The sequence below is a fragment of the Mycobacterium parascrofulaceum ATCC BAA-614 genome, assembly GCF_000164135.1.
Classification (GTDB): domain Bacteria; phylum Actinomycetota; class Actinomycetes; order Mycobacteriales; family Mycobacteriaceae; genus Mycobacterium; species Mycobacterium parascrofulaceum.
Genome location: NZ_GG770554.1, coordinates 1,031,123 through 1,049,022 on the forward strand (window position 1 = coordinate 1,031,123; position 17,900 = coordinate 1,049,022).

General features: G+C 68.3%; 17 protein-coding genes. 11 read left to right on the forward strand and 6 right to left on the reverse strand.

The window, feature by feature from the left end; genetic code table 11:
• Positions 1-859 (reverse strand): acyl-CoA dehydrogenase family protein (locus HMPREF0591_RS14860; RefSeq protein WP_007169408.1); only part of this gene is annotated, 859 nt, incomplete at its 3' end.
• 78 nt (positions 860-937) lie between these two features.
• On the opposite strand from HMPREF0591_RS14860, the gene HMPREF0591_RS14865 reads away from it, so the two are divergent.
• Entirely contained in the window at positions 938-1,810 is an 873-nt protein-coding gene (locus HMPREF0591_RS14865; RefSeq protein WP_007169409.1) for an LLM class flavin-dependent oxidoreductase, read from the forward strand.
• On the opposite strand, the gene HMPREF0591_RS14870 is transcribed toward HMPREF0591_RS14865, so the two are convergent.
• Positions 1,773-2,492 carry an SDR family oxidoreductase gene (locus HMPREF0591_RS14870; protein ID WP_007169410.1) on the reverse strand — a complete coding sequence of 240 codons (720 nt, stop codon included), beginning with the start codon at positions 2,490-2,492 and terminating at the stop codon, positions 1,773-1,775. The genes HMPREF0591_RS14865 and HMPREF0591_RS14870 overlap by 38 nt on opposite strands.
• Positions 2,493-2,501: 9 nt before the next feature.
• On the reverse strand, positions 2,502-3,323 hold the full coding sequence (locus HMPREF0591_RS14875; RefSeq protein ID WP_040622566.1) for a FadR/GntR family transcriptional regulator: 822 nt from the start codon (positions 3,321-3,323) through the stop codon (positions 2,502-2,504).
• Between the two features lie 73 nt (positions 3,324-3,396).
• On the opposite strand from HMPREF0591_RS14875, the gene HMPREF0591_RS14880 reads away from it, so the two are divergent.
• The gene (locus HMPREF0591_RS14880) at positions 3,397-5,808 is read left to right on the forward strand and encodes a CaiB/BaiF CoA-transferase family protein (RefSeq protein ID WP_007169412.1); all 2,412 of its coding nucleotides are present in this window, start codon (positions 3,397-3,399) and stop codon (positions 5,806-5,808) included.
• 18 nt (positions 5,809-5,826) lie between these two features.
• A complete protein-coding gene (locus HMPREF0591_RS14885) occupies positions 5,827-6,018 on the forward strand; it encodes a ferredoxin (RefSeq protein ID WP_007169413.1) in 192 nt (63 codons plus the stop codon).
• Positions 6,019-6,085: 67 nt separating this feature from the next.
• On the opposite strand, the gene HMPREF0591_RS14890 is transcribed toward HMPREF0591_RS14885, so the two are convergent.
• On the reverse strand, positions 6,086-7,324 hold the full coding sequence (locus HMPREF0591_RS14890) for a cytochrome P450 (RefSeq protein ID WP_007169414.1): 1,239 nt from the start codon (positions 7,322-7,324) through the stop codon (positions 6,086-6,088).
• 150 nt (positions 7,325-7,474) lie between these two features.
• Between HMPREF0591_RS14890 and HMPREF0591_RS14895 the strand changes: the two genes are divergently transcribed.
• The 5 genes from HMPREF0591_RS14895 (at position 7,475) to HMPREF0591_RS14915 (ending at position 11,706) form a co-directional block, all read left to right on the forward strand.
• Complete coding sequence (locus HMPREF0591_RS14895; protein WP_040622567.1) at positions 7,475-8,602, forward strand: aromatic ring-hydroxylating oxygenase subunit alpha; 1,128 nt, start codon at positions 7,475-7,477, stop codon at positions 8,600-8,602.
• 11 nt (positions 8,603-8,613) lie between these two features.
• The gene (locus tag HMPREF0591_RS14900) at positions 8,614-10,200 is read left to right on the forward strand and encodes an AMP-binding protein (RefSeq protein WP_007169416.1); all 1,587 of its coding nucleotides are present in this window, start codon (positions 8,614-8,616) and stop codon (positions 10,198-10,200) included.
• 92 nt (positions 10,201-10,292) lie between these two features.
• Complete coding sequence (locus tag HMPREF0591_RS14905) at positions 10,293-10,718, forward strand: nuclear transport factor 2 family protein (protein ID WP_040622878.1); 426 nt, start codon at positions 10,293-10,295, stop codon at positions 10,716-10,718.
• Positions 10,719-10,780: 62 nt separating this feature from the next.
• A complete protein-coding gene (locus tag HMPREF0591_RS14910) occupies positions 10,781-11,254 on the forward strand; it encodes an FAS1-like dehydratase domain-containing protein (protein WP_085981643.1) in 474 nt (157 codons plus the stop codon).
• Positions 11,251-11,706: a MaoC family dehydratase gene (locus HMPREF0591_RS14915; RefSeq protein WP_007169419.1), complete on the forward strand. Its 456-nt coding sequence runs from the start codon at positions 11,251-11,253 to the stop codon at positions 11,704-11,706. The genes HMPREF0591_RS14910 and HMPREF0591_RS14915 overlap by 4 nt, the downstream gene beginning before the upstream one ends.
• A gap of 23 nt (positions 11,707-11,729) precedes the next feature.
• Here the strand turns inward: HMPREF0591_RS14915 and HMPREF0591_RS14920 are convergent, their stop codons facing one another.
• Positions 11,730-13,196 carry an aldehyde dehydrogenase gene (locus HMPREF0591_RS14920; protein ID WP_007169420.1) on the reverse strand — a complete coding sequence of 489 codons (1,467 nt, stop codon included), beginning with the start codon at positions 13,194-13,196 and terminating at the stop codon, positions 11,730-11,732.
• Between the two features lie 94 nt (positions 13,197-13,290).
• On the opposite strand from HMPREF0591_RS14920, the gene HMPREF0591_RS14925 reads away from it, so the two are divergent.
• On the forward strand, positions 13,291-14,637 hold the full coding sequence (locus tag HMPREF0591_RS14925; RefSeq protein ID WP_007169421.1) for a lipocalin-like domain-containing protein: 1,347 nt from the start codon (positions 13,291-13,293) through the stop codon (positions 14,635-14,637).
• A gap of 63 nt (positions 14,638-14,700) precedes the next feature.
• Here the strand turns inward: HMPREF0591_RS14925 and HMPREF0591_RS14930 are convergent, their stop codons facing one another.
• On the reverse strand, positions 14,701-15,912 hold the full coding sequence (locus HMPREF0591_RS14930) for an aromatic ring-hydroxylating oxygenase subunit alpha (protein ID WP_007169422.1): 1,212 nt from the start codon (positions 15,910-15,912) through the stop codon (positions 14,701-14,703).
• Between the two features lie 40 nt (positions 15,913-15,952).
• Between HMPREF0591_RS14930 and HMPREF0591_RS14935 the strand changes: the two genes are divergently transcribed.
• Positions 15,953-16,855 (forward strand): MerR family transcriptional regulator, encoded by a 903-nt coding sequence (locus tag HMPREF0591_RS14935; protein WP_007169423.1) that lies wholly within the window; start codon positions 15,953-15,955, stop codon positions 16,853-16,855.
• Between the two features lie 60 nt (positions 16,856-16,915).
• The gene (locus tag HMPREF0591_RS14940) at positions 16,916-17,638 is read left to right on the forward strand and encodes a DUF1906 domain-containing protein (protein ID WP_040622571.1); all 723 of its coding nucleotides are present in this window, start codon (positions 16,916-16,918) and stop codon (positions 17,636-17,638) included.
• The last annotated feature ends 262 nt before the right edge of the window (positions 17,639-17,900 follow it).

Sequence of the window (17,900 nt, forward strand, 5' to 3'; positions counted from 1 at the left end):
AGGCCTGCGCGGGTGCCGTGGCCGGATCGGCCAGCCGGGCGGCCGCGGCATAGGTCAGGCTGCGCGCGCGCTCGATGCCGACGTAGTTGTCCGCCAGCGCGTGCTTGACGCCCTGAAACGCGCCGATGGGCGTGCCGAACTGGCGGCGCGATTTGGCGTGCTCGACGGAGCGGTGCAGGGCCGCGCCGGCCACGCCGACCAGGTCGGCGGCGGCGGCCACCAGTGGTGCGGTCAACGCCTCCTCGACGTCGACGGGCGCGGTCGCCACCGCCTCGGCGTCGACCTCGATGTCGGCAAGTGGGTGCGCGGGATCGGTGGATTCACCCGCCGGTTCCACGCTGACCCCATCGCCGCAGCGCGCGACGGCCGCCACCACGCCACCGTCGTCGATACGGGCCAGCGTGACGATGAGCTCGGCGCGTGCCACGTGGGGGACGGCGACGGCGTGCCCGCGCAGGCGCCCACCGGTCAGGCTCATCGGCACCCCCGGCAGCCGCGAGCCCGGCGCGTGCACCGCCAGAGTGGCCACCACACCGCCCGCGATGTCGGTGAGGACCGCGTCGAGGCCGGCGCCCCGCAACGCCCCCGCGGCCAGACCGACGCTGCAGAGCAGCGGGATCGGCGCGACGGCGGCGCCGCATTCCTCGAGAACCAAGGCCAACTCGACGGGCCCGTAGTCGCCGGCCCCGGGGTGGGCCAGCTCCGTCCAACCGAGATCGACGACCGTCTTCCACAGGGTCCGCCACCGCTCCGGGTCCGTCATCGCTTGCCGGGCGGCGTCGGGCGGGCACTCCGTGCGGAGGATGTCGCGCACCGTGGCGCGCAGCGACAGCTGCTCCGAATTCAGTCCGACATCCATAAGACCCCTAACATAATAAAAATAGTAAACTAGCGGCCCGGTTCGCAATCGCACCGGAAGATACGCATAGGTGGGCGCATGGTCGAGTGGTATTTGTTCCTGCCGCAGGTGCGGCTGTCGGCGGCCGAGATCGCCGAGCGTGCACGCCACGCCGAGGCCAGCGGCTTCGACGGCATGGCGTTCATCGATCACCTCGAGGCGCCGGGCCTGCCCGATGAAAGCATCTGGGAGGCAATGGGCATTGCCACCTGGGTGGCGGCCAAGACCGAGCGGCTCAGGATCGGCCACCTGGTGCTTTGCGACGCGTTTCGCCATCCCGCCGTGCTGGCCAAACAGGCCGTCACCTTGTCGGAGGCGTCGGGGGGCAGATTCGATCTGGGGCTGGGGGCGGGGTCCTGGCCCGCGGAGTTCACCAGATTCGATGTCGGCCTGCAAGATCCGGTGGCCAGGGTCGAGCAGCTCGGGCGCCACCTCGTCTCGATCAGGCAGTACTGGGGCGACGACAAGCAATCCGGCGTGCCCGCGCAGGCGCCGCGAAGGTCTCACCCGATCCCGCTCGTCCTGGGCGGCACCGGTCCCCGGATGATGGAACTCGTTCGCAGCTATGCGGATTGGTGGAATGTGCCGGCCAATCACCTGGACAAGTTGCCCAAGCTGGCCCCCGCCGCGGGGACGGCCCGGGTGTCGGTGCAGCAGATGGTCGGATTTGTCCGGGCGGGCAGCGACCCGGACCAGGTGCGCGAGGTGAGCCAGAGGCGGTTCGGCAACCTGGGATCGGGCCTGGTCTGCGGCGATGCCGACGAATTGATCCGGCACTTCAACGGGCTGGACGCCCAGCGCGTCGAGCGGTTCTATGTCTGGTTCGCCGACTTCGCCGTCCCCGAATCCCTGCACGAGTTCGGCGAGACGGTGATCAAGGCGTTCGCTGCCGCCGGCGGCGGGCTTCCGTAGGCACCACCGGCGGCCGCGCGAACGGGCCCCGCTGCACCGCGCTGAGCCGGATCTCCGGCAGGTCGACCGACGGGTCGACGGTGTCGAGCCAGGCGACCGCGTCGGCCACATCGGAGACCTGGATCGCGTACATCTCGAAGGGAACGTCCTGCAGCATCTCGGTTTCTACCGGGCCGGGCGTCACGATGTGTACGGCGATGCCGTCGCGGTCCACCTCCAGCGCCAAGGCCCGTGCGAACGCGTTCATGCCGGCCTTCGACGCCGAGTAGGCCGTCCGGGCCATCATCGGTTCGTGCGCCGCCGACGACGAGATGAACACGAAGCGCGAACCCGGGTGCATCCTCGGCAGCGCCGCGGCGGTCACCACGAAGCACGAGTCCAGGTTGGCCGAGATGATGGTCCGCCACTGCTCGAACGTCTGCTTGCGCGCGTACGTCCCGCCCAGCGTGCCGGCGGCATGGACGACGAGGTCGATCCTCTCCAATGCGCTTGTGGCGGGCGCGAACCCGTCGGGATCGGACGCATCGGCCACGACATGGCGCGCGCCGATCTCCTCGGCGGCCGCGCGCAGCGGCGCCGCGCGCCGCGCCGCCAGCACCACGTCGTAACCCAGCTCGGCCAGCTTGCGACCGCACGCCTTTCCGATCCCGCCGCTGCCGCCGGTGACCAACGCGGTTCTCATGGCCGCCTCTTAGGGTTGCCGGAAATCCCGCGTCCGCGACAATGCTTGCGGCGACAGCGCGTGGATTCGTTGATCGTGCCGACCGGAGAGCACGTAGGTCTGGGTGTCGGCGAGATGACGACCGGCGATGCGGCGGGCCCGGTCGACGTCGCCCTCGGCGATGGTCTCGGTCAGCTTGACGTGGGTGCTCAGCACCGCGCGGCGTTGCGCCAACGAGGGATAGGTGCCGCGCGCCGCGCTCTCGTCCGCCCACTGCTGTTCATGGCTGGTCCACAGCGTTTCCAGGCTGCCGACGACCGCGATGATGGTGTGGTTTCCGCACCCGCGGACCACCAGATCATGGAATTCCCGGCCGATTTCGGTGAACAGCCCGCCGTCCTCGATGTTCTCGGCCATGGCGTCGTTGACGCGGTTGAGTTCGGGAACCAAGGTGTCCGCACGGTCCGGTCGCCGCGCGGCCAGCGCGGCACACGCGGGCTCGAGCTCCTGCAGCGCCATGCCGAGGTCGGCAACGGCCACCGACTCGCTCTGCAGGAGGAGCCCGAGCATGTACGCGGCGCTGGTTTTGGCCGGGGCGTGCACGACGGCGCCCCCACGATTGCCCCGCCGGACTGAAACCAGCCCCTCGGTCTCCAGAATCCGCAGCGCTTCGCGCAGGGAAACCAAGCTCACGTTGAACTGTTCGACGAGCACCTCTTGTCGCGGCAGGAGATCGCCGTCGGCTAGCTCACCGTTGATGATCTGACGGCGCAACTCGTCGGCTACGATTTCTGCGATCCGCGGCGCCGACAAGCGGCGACGGGCGTCGCGCCCAATTCCCAAGGCGGTCATCCGATCCTCGATACAAAGCACTCGCTGGCTTAGCTATTTTAGCAGTAATGGTATAAATAGCTTCTTCGATCGCGTGCCGATCGGGAGGGCGGGAAAAGTGAGCGAGCGGTCCGACAGCCGGCCCACGCCGCTGCACGACCTGCGCGTCGTCGAGATCAGTGACCGGATAGCCGGCAGCTACTGCGGCAAGCTGTTGGTCGACGCCGGCGCCCAGGTACGCAAAGTCGAGCCGCCACAAGGGGATTGGCTCCGCCGGTACTCCGCGACCCAATCGCCGGTGCCGGACGCACAGAGCTCGCCGTTTTTCGCTTACCTCAACGCCGGCAAGCGCAGCGTGACTTATCCGCCGGGTGCGCAGGGTCTCTCCGCGGAACTGGCCGCCGCCGACGTGGTGGTGATCACCGCCGGTCACGCGCGGGCCGTGGCGCTGGGCGTCGACCCGCAGCGGCTGCTGGCCGCCTCTCCGGGCGCCGTCATCGTCACCATCTCCGACTTCGGCTGGACCGGACCGTACGCCGGCCGCGCGGCCAGCGAATTCACCCTGCAAGCCTGGGCGGGCTCGCCGGGCTTTCGCGGCGACCCCGCCGGGCCGCCCATCTCCATCGGCGGCGACCTGGGGGAGTACATGGGCGGCGTATATGCCGCGTTCGGCGCGCTGGCCGTGCGCCGCCGCGTCGAACGCGGTGGGCCCGGTGAGCACCTCGACCTGTCCATGCTCGAGGCGCTGACCGCGATGCAGAGCAGCGAATGGCTGCACTCCCAGCTGCTGCGGGTGCCGCCGATCCGCCGCACCCTGGAAGTGCCGTCGATCGAGCCGGCCAAGGACGGCTACGTGGGCATCACGATGGTCACCGGCCAGCAATGGCTCGACTTCGTCGCGATGGTGGAGTGTCCGCAGCTCGGGGAGATCGAGCAGCTGCGGTTCCAGATCGGCCGGTGGGCCTACCGTGACCTGATCCGCGAGCAGATCGGCCCGTGGCTGGCGGAGCGGACCGTCGAGGAGATCGTCGAGCTCGGCCAGCTTTTCCGGCTGCCCATCGCGGCGCTGGGCAACGGCTCCACGATCCGGGAGATGGAGTACGTGCGCGAGCGCGGGGCGTTCGTCCGCAACCCCGCCGGCTTCCACCAGCCCCGGGCGCCCTGGCTGATGTCGGCGTGCGCGCCCGCCGCGCCTGGGGTCAGTCCCGTCCTCGGGGAGGCGAATGGCGAGAACCCTTGGCCCCGAAGACAGTCTGCGCACGGATCGGCGACGGACGGACTGCCGCTGGCCGGTGTCCGCATCGTCGACCTGACGGCCTTCTGGGCCGGCCCCGCGGCGACCCACCTGCTGGCCGCGTTCGGCGCCGACGTGGTCAAGGTGGAGTCGATACAGCGGCCCGACGGCATCCGGTATTCGGGCGGCATGCGCACCGACGTCGACGATTGGTGGGAATACGGCTGGGTCTTCCACGCCATGAACACGAACAAGCGTTCCGTCACACTGGATTTGGGATCCGAAGACGGGCGTCGCCTGTTCACCGAGCTGGCCGCGGGCGCCGACGTGGTGGTCGAGAACTTCTCACCGCGGGTGATGGACCACTTCGGCCTCACCGCCGACGTGCTGCTGAACATCAATCCCGGGCTCGTCGTCGCCCGGATGCCCGCGTTCGGGCTGGACGGCCCGTGGCGGGACCGGGTCGGCTTCGCCCCCACCATGGAGCAGATCGCCGGTCTGGCCTGGGTGACCGGACTGCCCGAGACTCCGCCGGTCACGCCGCGCGGGGCGTGCGATCCGCTGGCCGGCGTGCACGCCGCGTTCGCCGTCCTGGCCGCGCTGAACTTCGCCGAACGGACCGGGTCCGGGCAGCTGGTCGAGCTGCCGATGCTCGAAACGGTGCTGAACGCCACCGCGATCCAGGCGATCGAGTCCGAGGTCTTCGGGACCACGCTGACGCGGCGGGGCAACCGCGGTGACGGCGACGCGATCCAGAACATCTACCGCTGCGCCGGCGACGACGACGACTGGATTGCGGTCGCCGTGCGCGACGACGGGCAGTGGTGCGCCCTGGTCGAGCTGATGGACCGGCCGGCGTGGTGCGGCGAGGCGCTGTCCACGGTGACAGGACGGCGGCGCCGGGCCGACGACGTCGACCGCCGGCTCGCGGAATGGTTCGCGGGTCAGCCCCGCGACGCCACCGTGGAGCGATTGGCGGCCGCCGGCATTCCCGCCGCGCCGGTGGTTTCGCCGTCGCTGGTCGTGGAGAATCCCCAACTGCGCCATCGCGGATTCCTGGAGACACTGCACCACGCGAGCACCGGTCCGGGCCTGTATCCCTGTCCGCCGTTCGCCCGGCTGGCCGGGCAGGACAAGTGGCTGCTGCGGCCGCCCCCGTTACTGGGGGAGCACAATGAAGACGTACTGAGCGATCGCTGCGGGCTGACCGACGACGAACTGGCACGCCTCGCAACCAGCGGGGTGATCGGGACCCGGCCCAAGGGCCTCTAGAGAAGTGGAGGGCATCTGATGCGCGTGACAGTTGACGAAAACCTTTGTGAAGCCAACGGGTTCTGCGAATCACTGGCGCCGGAAGTCTTCGAACTGGGGGACGAGGACGTCGTGCAGATCGCGGACGGCCCCGTGCCGGCTCGGCTGGAGATCGACGTCCGGGCCGCGGTGGACCAGTGCCCCAAGGCCGCGCTGCGGCTGGTCGACTGACGCACCCGGCGACGGAGAGCGCCGGGACGGCCCGGGTTGGGCACCCACCCGCCCCGGCGGCGACGACCTAGCGTCGCCCGGTGAGCGAGATCGACATTTCGTCGTAGATCGACATGTTCGTGGTCAGGTTCGGGTGAGCCACCTTGGGCGGGCCGAGGGCGATGTCGTCGCAGCGCAGCAACAGTTCGTCGAACACCGCACGCAGTTCCGCGCGCGCCAGCATGGCGCCCAGGCAGTGATGCGGTCCACCGCCCCCGAACGCCACCTGCGGGTTCGGTTGACGACCGATGTCGAAGACGAACGGCGACTCGAAGACCTCCTCGTCACGGTTCGCCGAACGCAGCATCGACACCACCCGCTCGCCCTTCGCAATGCGCTGTCCGTCCATCTCCACGTCGACCTTCGCGGTGCGCGTCCAGTAGGCGACCGGCGACGCCCAGCGCAACACCTCCTCGACGGCGCTGGGCCGCAGCGCTTCCTGCTCGCGATAGCGCTCGATCTGCTCCGGGTTCGCCACGAACGCCTGCAGCCCGATGGCCAGCGCATTCTTGGTGGTGTCGCTGCCGGCGAACGCCAGCACGAAGAAGAAGAACTCGAGTTCGTGCGGGGGCAAGCTGAAGTGATCGCCGTCCTCCCCGGTGATCACCGCGGTCGCCAGCGTGCTCCAGATGTCGTCGGTGGGATTGCGCCGCTTTTCCGCGGTGAGTTCCATCGCATACCCGAAGATGTTGGCGTACAGGTCGGTTTCGTCCTGGCGGCTCAGCTGCGCTTCCGGCGAATTGGCCTTCAATATGCGGTCCAGGCCGTCGAAGATGCGGGGCCGGTCGCCCTCCGGTATGCCGATGATGTCGCCGATGACCGTCATCGGCAGCGCGTCGGCGACGTCCTCGATCCAATCGCCGCCGCCCTCGGCGAGCAGGCCGTCGACCATGCGCGCGGCCCTGGCCCGGATGCCGTCCTCGAGCTTGGCGATCGCCCGCGGATTGAACGCGTTCGAGATCAGCTTGCGGCGCTTGTTCAGCCCGGGCGGGTCCATGTTGATGATGGTGGGATACGACGAGAACATCCCGACCGGCTGGATGAGCGGGCCGTCGACCGCGGTGAACGAGTCCACATCGCGGTGCAGCCGCACCGCGTGCCGGTGCTTGGTGGTCACCCAGAACTGGCGCTGGACGGTCTTGGCGACACCGGGGGTCAGGTCGTGGCGGAAAAGAGGCCGGTTACGTCGCAGCTCCGCGAACAGCTCGTCGGGAAACCCGTTGCGCCACAGCGCGAAATCGGAAAGGTCCACTGCCGCAGCCGTCATCTGTAACCCCGCTCTGTCCGGACGTTGCTGGTGTCGCGTTGACGTTCAATGCTTAAGATAGTAAAAATAGACCTTGTCGTCGAACCGCGGTGAGTCTAGGGCGGCCCAGTTGCTCGGCTCGCCTTGGTCTGGGCGGGATATGGAGAGCTCGTGACGCATACAGTTTCTGATCCGGCGCCGGATTCGGCCGGAGATCCCTCGGAACGCGAGTTCGGGCAGGCGGGCATCGCGCTGTCGACCTACCGGTTCCCGACGGGCTGGTTCATCGTTGCCTTCGGCTCCGACCTGGCCGCCGGTCAGGTCAAGCGCGCCCACTACTTCGGCGAGGAACTCGTCATCTTCCGCACCGAGTCGGGCCAGGTGCACGTGATGGACGCCTATTGTCAGCACCTCGGCGCCAACCTGGCCGTCGGCGGCACCGTGGAAGGCGAGAACATCGTCTGTCCCTGGCACGGCTGGCGCTGGCGCGGCGACGGCACCAATGCGCTGATCCCCTACAGCAAAATCGGGTGCAAGAACAACGTGCGCATCCGCACCTACCCGAGCATGGAGTGGTACGGCTTCGTCCTCGCGTGGCACGAGCGGCACGGCAGGGCGCCCTACTGGCAGCCCCCGGTGCTGCCCGAACTCGAAACGGGCGAATATTACCCGCTGCACCCGCACACCCAGATGCTCAACCGGGTGAAGGTTCACCCGCAGATGATCATCGAAAACGCCGCCGACCCGTACCACGTGCAATACGTGCACAAGGCCGCCAATCCCGCCACGACCGCGTCGTTCGAGGTGTCCGGCTACCACTTGCACGCGACCGTCAACGCCCATTTCGGCGGTGGCCGCGCGTCGACGTGGCTCACCCCCAACGGGCCGGTCGACGCGAAGATCATCTACGACAACTACTCGCTGGGACTGGGCGTGGTCCGGTTCCCCAGCGAGCTGGTGGCCACGGTTCAGGTCACCGGGCAGACGCCGGTCGACGAGGACTACACCGATTACTTCTATACGCAGGCTTCCGTCCGCGAACCGGGCGACACGGGCGACGTGCCGACCGGCCGCGCGGCCAAATTCCTGGCGCTGCAACAAGAGGTGATCAAGCAGGACTTCTTCACCTGGGAGAACATGAAGTACCTGGAGAAGCCGAACCTGGCCCCCGAAGAGGCGCACGACTACGCCGCCCTGCGCCGCTGGGCCCACCGCTTCTACCCGGACACGCAGCCCGCGCCGTCCGACTTCGGCTACACCCCCGACGGTGAACCCGACCCGGCGGCCGCGAAAGCCTGATCGGCCGCAGGATGTGTCCCGACCGGAGCGGACCTCCCCGGCCCGCCGATTTCGGCGTCGAGAGTTTCACCGTGCCGGCCGTCCTCGATCGGCGTGCCGAGCAGCATCCCGACCGGGTGATGATGTCGATCGGCGGCGTCGACGTGACCTTCGAGCAGATGCGGCGGCGGTCCTGCGCCGCGGCGAAGATGCTCGCGGACTTGGGTGTTGGCCGCGGTGACGGTGTGGCACTGTTCAGCGGTACGTGCCCGGCATGGGTCTACTTCTGGCTGGGTGCGGCACGCATCGGCGCGGTGAGCGCGGCCGTCAACGCGGCGAACAAGGGGGACTTCCTGCTGCAGGCCGTGCGGCTGTCACAGGCCAAAGTGATCCTGACCGACGCCGAGCGCCGGCCCCGGCTCGACGAGGTCGCCGGCGCGCTGGACCTCGTGCCGGCCGTTGTGCAGCAAGGCGATTCGCTGGACGCGGAGTTGGACCGGGGCACCGGCGGACCGGTCGTGGACGTCGGTGCGGCCGCGGGCGACCTGGGCTGCCTCTTCTACACCTCGGGCACCACCGGGCCGTCGAAAGCGGTCGCCACGACCTGGCATTACCTGTTCACGGTGGCCGCGACGGTCGCATCGGCCTGGGAGCTGCGCGCCGGGGAGGTGCTGTGGACGGCGATGCCGCTGTTTCACCTGAGCGCGGCGCCCAGCGTGCTGGCCCCGATGCTGCTGGGGGCGACGACGGCGCTGGCGCAGGCGTTTCACCCCGGGACGGTGTGGGACGACATCCGCGCCCGCAACGCGATCGGCTTCGCCGGGGCCGGCGCGATGGTGTCGATGCTGCAGAACCTGCCCGCGGATCCGCGCGACGCGCAACTCGCGCTGCGGTTCGTTTCCGCGGCGCCGATCGACCCGAAGTCCTATCGCGCCATCGAAAACCGTTACGGCTGCCGCATCGTCACGATGTACGGGATGACCGAGGCGTTTCCGATCGCCGTCAAGGGCCTGGCCGACGAGGGGGTGCCCGGCACGTCGGGCAGGCCCAATCCACTTTTCGAGGTGCGCATCGTCGACGAAAGCGGCGACGCGCTGCCCGCCGGTGCGGTCGGCGAGATCGCCTGCCGCCCTCGGCATCCGCACGTCATGAGCGAAGGGTATGTCGACCACGGCATGCGGGTGATCCAGCACCCGCACTGGTTTCGCACCGGCGACCTCGGTCGGCTCGACGCCGAGGGAAACCTGGCCTACGTCGACCGCCGAAAAGATTCGTTGCGCCGCCGCGGGGAAAACGTCTCCTCGGTCGAAGTGGAGGCCGTTGTCATGGGCCATCCCGCCGTGGCCGAAGCCGCCGCGGTCGGGGTGCCGAGCGCCTTGGGCGAAGACGACATCCTGATGGTTGTGACGTTGCGGCCCGGGGCCACAATGAATTTCACCGAGCTGCTGGATTTCTGCGCGGCCCGAATGCCGTACTTCTGCGTGCCCCGGTTCGTGGAGGTCGTCGGCGAACTCCCGAAGAATGTCATCGGGCGAACCCGCAAAGACTTGTTGCGCGAGCGGGGGGTGACTCGGGAGGCGTGGGATCGTGAAGCTCAGGGCTATATCGTTAGCCGGTGAGTTACGTTAATGTTACGTAATCTTCGGTTAGTCAATTTAGTGTTGCACCATTTCCCTTGTTGGCGGCCATCCGGGAGAGGCTGGAGACCAAAATGACCATGTCCTACCAGGAACAGCAAATGCTGCAGGCCGCCATGGGTCGCGGCGCCATCCTCAACCTGAACGCGCGGCACAACCGGGCGTACTCCGAGGGCGACCGCGAGCGCTGGATCGCAACGTTCCGGCACTCCGGCGCCACCTATCAACGTGACGGCGAGACGTTCGACGATCTGCGTGCGGCGTTCGACGGCGGCGACGGGCAACGGCTGGTCACCGTAGACCACGAGATCCGCGTCGACGGCGTCAACGCGACACAGCGCTGCATCGCGGTGCTTTACGCCGCCATGTACGGCGACACCACGCTGCGGGCCACCGGGATGTTCAGGGACACCCTGATCTACGAGCGTGGCGGCTGGTACTTCACTTCCCGCGCGCTGCAGTGGGATTCGGTGCCCAGCCGGCACCCGCTCGTCATGTGAGCGGCGTGGACCCGGACCTCAGCTACCGGCTGGCCTTCGGCACCTACGAAGACGCGCTGCGGATGGTCGGTGCGACGAGCGAGCCGCGCACCGCGGCCACCGCAGTGAGCGGGGCGCGCATCCAGTTGTTCGCGGCGATGGTTCACGACGGCAATCGTTCCTACTGGGACACCGAGTTCGCCCGCCGGAGGTGGGGCGGTCTGCTGGCGCCGCCGGCCCTGCTGATGGGATGGCTGATCCCACCGCCATGGGAGCCGCAAGGCAGGCCGCCGGTGGCATCCCTGGTGCTGCGGGTGCCGCTGCCGGGGACCACATTCATCAACGCCGCCAACGACGTTGAGTTCCTCCAGCCCATCGTGGAGGGCGACGTGCTCACCGTCGTCGAGGAGCTGGTTTCGGTGTCACCCGAGAAGCGTACGCGCCTGGGGGTCGGACACTTCGTCGAGACGCTCGAGACCTATCGCCGCCAGGACGGGGCGGTGGTCGCCACGTCCCGAAACACCTTGTTCCGCTTCACGCCCGGAGCGGGCGCGTGAGCGACGGCGGCCTGGACTTCGACCAGATCGCCGTCCCGGTCGACCTGCCCGAGATCGTCGACGAGATCAGCTACCAGCGCGTGGTGGAGAACGCCGGAGCGACGTGGGACTACTTCCCGGGCCATTTCGACCCGGAATACGCTCGGCGCCAGGGTAATCCGACGATCTATGTCAACACGATGCATCTCGCCGGCTTCGCCGACCGCATCGCCACCGACTGGGCGGGGCCGAGCAGTCGCGTGGTGCGCCGCTCGTTGCGGCTGACGGGCTCGGTGTATGCCGGTGACACCATGATCGGCCGGGGACGCGCCGTCGCCAAGCGGCGCGACACCTCGGTGGACCCGCCGCGTTGCCTCGTCGACATCGAAATCCACGTGACGAATCAGCGCGGCGTGCTGTGCTGCCCGGTCGAGCTCACGCTGCAGGTGCCGGAGAGCGGGCGGGCGACCTAGGCGAAGGGCGTCACGGACGGCGGTTAGAGCGGCGGCAGCTGCCCCTTGCACACCAGCGTCTGAAGCTCGACGTATTCGTGCAGGCCCTCGGGGCCGAATTCGCGTCCGATGCCCGACTGCTTGAAGCCGCCGAACGGGGCGCCGATGTCCAGCGTGTACATGTTGATCCCGTAGGTGCCGGTGCGCACGCCCGCCGCGATCTCCAGGCCGTGTGCGACGTCGGAGGTCCACACCGACCCGGCCAGACCGTAGTCGCTCTCGTTGGCGATGCGGATCGCATCGTCCTCGTCGCGGTAGCGCAGCACCGTCAGCACCGGGCCGAAGATCTCCTCACGGGCGATGCGCATGTCGTTGGTCGCGTCGGCGAACAGGGTCGGCCGCACGTACCAGCCCCGTGTCGACGGGCTGTCCTGGCCGCCGAGGACGACGCGGGCGCCTTCGGCCTGACCGGACTTGATGTAGTCCTGGACGCGGCGTTGTTGTCGTTGCGCGACAAGGGGTCCGATGTCGGTGGTGTCGTCGGCCGGATCGCCGACATTGAGGGCCGACATCATGTCGGCGAGAGCCTCGACCACCTCGTCGTGCCGGCGGTCACTGACCAGGATCCGGGTCTGCGCGACGCAGGCCTGGCCGTTGTTCATCAGGCCCGCGGTCTTCAGCCCGGCGACGGTCTTGCCGATGTCGGCGTCGTCGAGGATGATCGCCGCGGACTTGCCGCCCAGTTCGAGACTCACGCGTTTGAGCTGCTCGCCGCACAGCGCGGCGATGCGGCGCCCGACGGTGCTCGACCCGGTGAACGCGATCTTGTCCACCCCGGGGTGGCGCACCAGCGCCTCGCCGATCTCGGGCCCGCCGGGCAACACCGAAACCACCCCGTCGGGCAGGTCCAGCTGCTCGATCATTTCAGCCAACCACAAAGCGTCCAAAGGGGTTTCGGGCGCGGGTTTGATGATGACCGCGCAGCCCGCGATCAACGCCGGGATCAGCTTGGGCATGATCAAAAATTGCGGAACGTTCCACGGCACGATGGCGCCGACCACCCCGACGGGTGCCCTGCGCAGGTGCACCTCGCCGAGCACGCCCTGGCGCCGTTCCTCCCACGGAAACTCGCGCGCGGCGGCCAGGGCCAGATGGATGAGCGACGCCGCGGCCGCCCCCTGGCCCATTCGGCTGAAACTGCGCGGCGAACCCATCTCGTCGGTGATCAGGTCGGCCATCTCCTCGATGTGGCCGGCGTAGATCGCGGCGAGCTGTTCGACCTTGGCCATCCGCTCGGCGTGGGTCATCCGGGGCCACGGGCCGCGGTCGAAGGCCTGACGCGCGGCGGCGACGGCGGCGTCGACGTCCTCGGGCCCGGCCACTTGGACGTGGCCGACCGGTTCTTCGGAGTGCGGGGAGATGACGGCGAGCTGTTGGGGGCTGGCGGGTTTGCGCCACTGACCGCCAATGAAGAGTTCGTCGTAATACCGGTGGCCGGTGTTGTCTGTCATCGGGCACTTCCTCGAGGGGGTTGGGCGCAGAGAGCCAGTGACCGGGAATTTCGCTATTGACGCTAACATAGCGAAAAAAGCAGCGAGGCCCGATATGAACAGCGATTGGCGCAGTTACCCCTTCCAGTTGGTGCCCGGCGACAGCCAGCTGGATTTTCCCGCCGCCGAGGGCGAGCATCCGGATCAGGAGTCGGACACCTGGTTCATCGCCGGACAGCTGGACGCCGCCGAGACCGGGCGGTCGTTCGCCTTCCTGACCATCTTCAACAAAAACCGTCCCGGCGGCACGGTGGTCGCCGACTTCTACACGATGGCGCTGTTCGACCTGGATTCCGGCGATTACGGCACCTATACCGATTACGACATGCCGCCGGCCAGCCTGGAACCGGGGGCCCCGCGCAAGCTGGCGCTGGTCCCGGGGTATCTCGACATCCACTACTCCAGCGGGGTCGGCACCGCGTCGTGGACCACGTGCCGCGACGCCGACGGGGGACTGCTGCCGTACACCTACCGCGTCAGCCTGGTCGGGGAGGACCAGGCGGGTCGCCCCATGCGGCTGGACCTGGCCGTCACCCCCACGCGTGCGCCGACGCCGGTGGGCGCCTCGACGTACAACGGGAAGATCTGCTGCTTCGGTCAGGACGAAACCTATTCGTATTTCCAGACCGGCATGGCGATGACCGGCACGTTGCGCTGGGGCGATCTGGTCCAGCAGGTTTCGGGCAGCAGCGGGCACATCGACCGGCAGTGGTTCCCGAAATACGCCGGCGGCGGCGGGACCGGGGGAGACCCGCGCGCCCGGTCCCATGAATGGCGCACCATCAACTTCGACAACGGGGTGGACCTGAGCATCTGGCGGCAGTTCGACCGCACCAACGGCAATGCGCTGCAACCGTTTACCGGCGTGACGACCAGTCATCCCGACCCGGCGATACCGCCGGAATGCGCCGAAGACGTCGAGGTGACGGTCAGCAGCTATGTGCGATGGCCCGAAGCCGTGCGACCGCTGGTGCGGCCGCAGGCGCCCGCCCGCTACCTGCCGGACCGGCACCGGATCACCTGTCGCACCTTGCAACTCGACATCGTCGGGGAGCCGCTGGTGCCCGCCCCGGCGCACGGCCTGCCGATCGAATACATGGAGGGTCCGTACCGCTACAGCGGAACGCTGTGGGGTAAACCCGTGACCGGCTTCGCCTTCAACGAGCGCTCGCTGGCCCTGTACCGGGACTGGGAGTTGGTCGAGGTGCTGGCCACCACCGTCACCGACATGGAGCCGGCCGGCCGGGACCTGCAATCGGTGGCGGATGTGTTGGGCCAGCTGCTGGCCGCCGGCCGGCGACGCGAAGCGGCCGAGCTGCTGGCCGGGGTGAAGCCCGTCGAAAGCGGCTCGCTGACAACCCTTCTCGAGGACCTGATCGCCGTGCTGTCCGCGGCCGATTGAGGGCGGAGCGGCCCGCCGAGACGGAAGATCAGCGAGGGTCTACTCGACGTTGGCGCCGCGAATCTACGGTCTCGGCGAGGTGGGGTCCGCGGCAAGTGCACGGTCCCATGCGTTGTGGCGATGCTGCAGCCCGGGCTCGTTGCGACCGAACCGCAGGTGGTCGCTGACGCCCGACTCGAGATTGGCCTGCAGGGCCTCGACCAGCCGGTAGTCCTCGTCGCGAACGGTGGCGTGGGCGTACTCGAACACGGCCTGCGCGCCGGCGGCCACCGATTCGTCGGAAACGTCCAGCGGTGTCGAGTTCTGGTGCACGGTGATCGATCTTCCCGGCCGGTCGCCAGGGTAGATCCGGAACAGCTCGCCGTTGGCGATGGTCACCGACAGCACGATGTTGGGGAACAGCGCGTAGATGACGACCATGTTCTGGAACGGATCCCACTGCTCTTCCGGGGCGTCGTCCAGCGCCAGGATGGTGTTGAGCGGGAAGATCAACCGGTGGTGCGGTCCGAACGCGTCGAAGACCGTGCAGTTGCTGCGGGCGATGGTGGCGAAGGTCTGCTGGTGCACGGTGGCGAAGTGGTAGTTCTCGGAGAACGTGTCGACCGCGAGCTTCCAGTTGATCGGGCAGTCGAGCACCTTCTCACCCAGCGGCGACCACCGCCCGATGCCCCAGGAATCGAGCTCGTCGGCCAGCGGGCCCAGATGTGCGGCGACGTCCAGCTCGGCCCCGGGATCCAGTGCGACCCAGAGGAATCCGGCGAACTCGGTGGCCGGAAGCTCGGTCAGACCGTCGGACTTGACGGCTGCGCTGTCGATGCGGCGACCCGCTGCGCCCGGCTTCGCCGCGCTTGCGATCGCCGCGCCGGGAAAGCCCTCGCGGCCGGGCAAGCCGACCAACCGGCCGGTGTTGTCGTACGTCCACGCGTGATACGGGCAGGTGAACCGCTTCGCGCTGCCGCAGCCCGTCGCGACCCGGGACTGGCGGTGCAGACAGACGTTGTTGAAGGCCCTGACCGACCCGTCGGCCGTCCGGGTCAACAGGATCGAGCGGCCCATCACCGTCTTCGTGCAGTACGCGCCGGGGGCGGGCAGTTCCGAGACGTAACCGACCAACTGCGGGCTGGCCATCACCATGGCCCGGTCCCGGTCGTGGCGTTCGGCCGACGTGTAGCTCCGTGCCTCGACCCGGTGTTCCGTCGGGGCGAGGTCGGTGGTCTTGTCCCGCGCCAGCTTCAACGCGCGGCGGGTGAGGTCGATCAGCTGGTCGCGTTCCATCCGCCCAGTACAGACCTTGTCACAGTTGTAAGGTCAAGGCGTGGCTGAGCAGTTGCTGATTGGCGACGTCACGGCCCTGACGGGGATCGCCTCCGGTCGCATTCGCCACTACGAGAAAATCGGCCTGCTGCGCGCCGAACATCTGTCCAACGGCTATCGGGTCTTCGATGCGGAGCAGGTGCTCGATCTGCTGCGCATCGACCTGATGAGAAGTCTCGGCGTCGGCATCAACGACATTCAGCGCTTGGTCGCGGGTGGCCGCACCACGTTGGCGGGTGTTCTCGACGAGCACCGGACTTTGTTGGTGCGGCAGCGCGACCGGCTGGACCAGTTGATCGCGGCGATCGACCGATCGCGCGCCGCCACCGACTGCGCCGATGCCGACGTCAACGAGGACATCCTGCGGAGGCTGGCGACCACACACCGCGACAGCATCGGTGTCATCGGTCGGCTCAGCGCGCCGCTGTCCGAGCCCGTCGCTGCCATGTACGCCGACCTGTTCGACGAGTGGAAACTGCCGGTTCCGGCCTTGTTCGGGCAGATGGTGCTGCCGCCGGCCGCCAGCACGCTGCTGGGGGAGCTCGCCGAGACGCCGGGTCGGCAGGTGCTGTTCGATCGGTTGCGCGGCCTGGCCGGCGACGTCGTCGGGTTGGGTGACGATCTCGCGGCCGCAACCAAACTCGCCCACAGCTGGATCGACCGCCAAGTGGCGGATCCGCTCCCCGACGACGTGGTCGGCGTGCTGCGGGGCGTGCAGCCGTCGTTGGAGCGTGACCCGGTGATCGTCCAGGGCTTCCGGACGTGGGCGGGGTCGATCAACGCGGCCGCGGCCCACTTCCTGGACGAGGTCGCCCGCCAGGCCGCTCGCCGCGGCCTCGAGGCGGTGAGCGTCATCGTCCTGCCCGCGCTGCCGCCCGCCCAAACCGAGAATGCGGCACTGTGATGCAGATGTGACCCGTGTGGTCAATGTGCCAGATGGTGTTCCTGTCGTACCCTGTCGCTTGTGCCCTCGGTTTCGCGACGCGACGTGCTCAAATTGGCGGCCGCGACCCCCGCTCTTCTCGGCCTGGGCTTCGCGGGCGCATCGTTGCGCCCGGCGCCGGCGTCGGCGTCGCTCGGCACGCTGCTGGACTACGCGGCCGGGGTGATCCCCGCGAGCCAGATCAGGGCCGCGGGTGCCGTGGGCTCGATCAGGTATGTGTCCGACCGGCGCCCCGGCGGCAATTGGATGCTGGGCAAGCCGATCCAGATCGCCGAGGCGCGTGACCTCAACAGCAATGGACTGAAGATCGTTTCCTGCTACCAGTACGGCAAGGGCAACACCGCCGACTGGCTCGGCGGAGCCAACGCCGGGTTGCAGCACGCGCAGCGCGGGATGCAGCTGCACGCCGCGGCGGGCGGACCCGCCGGCGCCCCGATCTACGCCTCGATCGACGACGATCCCTCGTATGAGCAGTACAAGCAGCTGATTGCGCCATACCTGAGGTCCTGGGAGTCGGTGATCGGACATCAGCGCACAGGTGTGTACGCCAACTCCAAGACCATCGACTGGGCCTTGCACGACGGTTTGGGCTCCTATTTCTGGCAGCACAACTGGGGCTCGCCGAAGGGATACGCCCATCCGGCGGCCCATCTGCACCAGGTCGAGATCGACAAACGCAGCGTCGGCGGGGTCGGCGTGGACGTCAACGAAATCCTCAAGCCGCAATTCGGTCAGTGGGCCTAGCCCGCCGGCTCGCGAAACGGCGGCCGGACGGCCGCGACTCTTAGAGATCCCAGCAAACACTCGTTCGCTGATTTGCGCGCCAGGTGGGCGTGAAGCTCCCGCGCCGGACGCGGCGAAAACCCAGCCGGCACCGCTTCACGGCTCGAAATTTTTACATAACGATTACATAACAAAACTGCTTTGATCTGCGCAGTTATAGCTACTCGACCGTAACCACCTACATGCAGCGGGTTTGTTCGCCGCGCCCGCGCCGCCGATGAAA

Bases quoted from the DNA above. Each gene is read 5' to 3' on its own strand.
- HMPREF0591_RS14930 (WP_007169422.1), bottom strand. From the start codon at position 15,912: ATGGAACGCGACCAGCTGATCGACCTCACCCGCCGCGCGTTGAAGCTG.
- HMPREF0591_RS14925 (WP_007169421.1), top strand. From the start codon at position 13,291: ATGAACAGCGATTGGCGCAGTTACCCCTTCCAGTTGGTGCCCGGCGAC.
- HMPREF0591_RS14920 (WP_007169420.1), bottom strand. From the start codon at position 13,196: ATGACAGACAACACCGGCCACCGGTATTACGACGAACTCTTCATTGGC.
- HMPREF0591_RS14910 (WP_085981643.1), top strand. From the start codon at position 10,781: ATGGTCGGTGCGACGAGCGAGCCGCGCACCGCGGCCACCGCAGTGAGC.
- HMPREF0591_RS14875 (WP_040622566.1), bottom strand. From the start codon at position 3,323: ATGACCGCCTTGGGAATTGGGCGCGACGCCCGTCGCCGCTTGTCGGCG.
- HMPREF0591_RS14900 (WP_007169416.1), top strand. From the start codon at position 8,614: ATGTGTCCCGACCGGAGCGGACCTCCCCGGCCCGCCGATTTCGGCGTC.
- HMPREF0591_RS14865 (WP_007169409.1), top strand. From the start codon at position 938: ATGGTCGAGTGGTATTTGTTCCTGCCGCAGGTGCGGCTGTCGGCGGCC.
- HMPREF0591_RS14890 (WP_007169414.1), bottom strand. From the start codon at position 7,324: ATGACGGCTGCGGCAGTGGACCTTTCCGATTTCGCGCTGTGGCGCAAC.
- HMPREF0591_RS14885 (WP_007169413.1), top strand. From the start codon at position 5,827: ATGCGCGTGACAGTTGACGAAAACCTTTGTGAAGCCAACGGGTTCTGC.
- HMPREF0591_RS14870 (WP_007169410.1), bottom strand. From the start codon at position 2,492: ATGAGAACCGCGTTGGTCACCGGCGGCAGCGGCGGGATCGGAAAGGCG.
- HMPREF0591_RS14905 (WP_040622878.1), top strand. From the start codon at position 10,293: ATGACCATGTCCTACCAGGAACAGCAAATGCTGCAGGCCGCCATGGGT.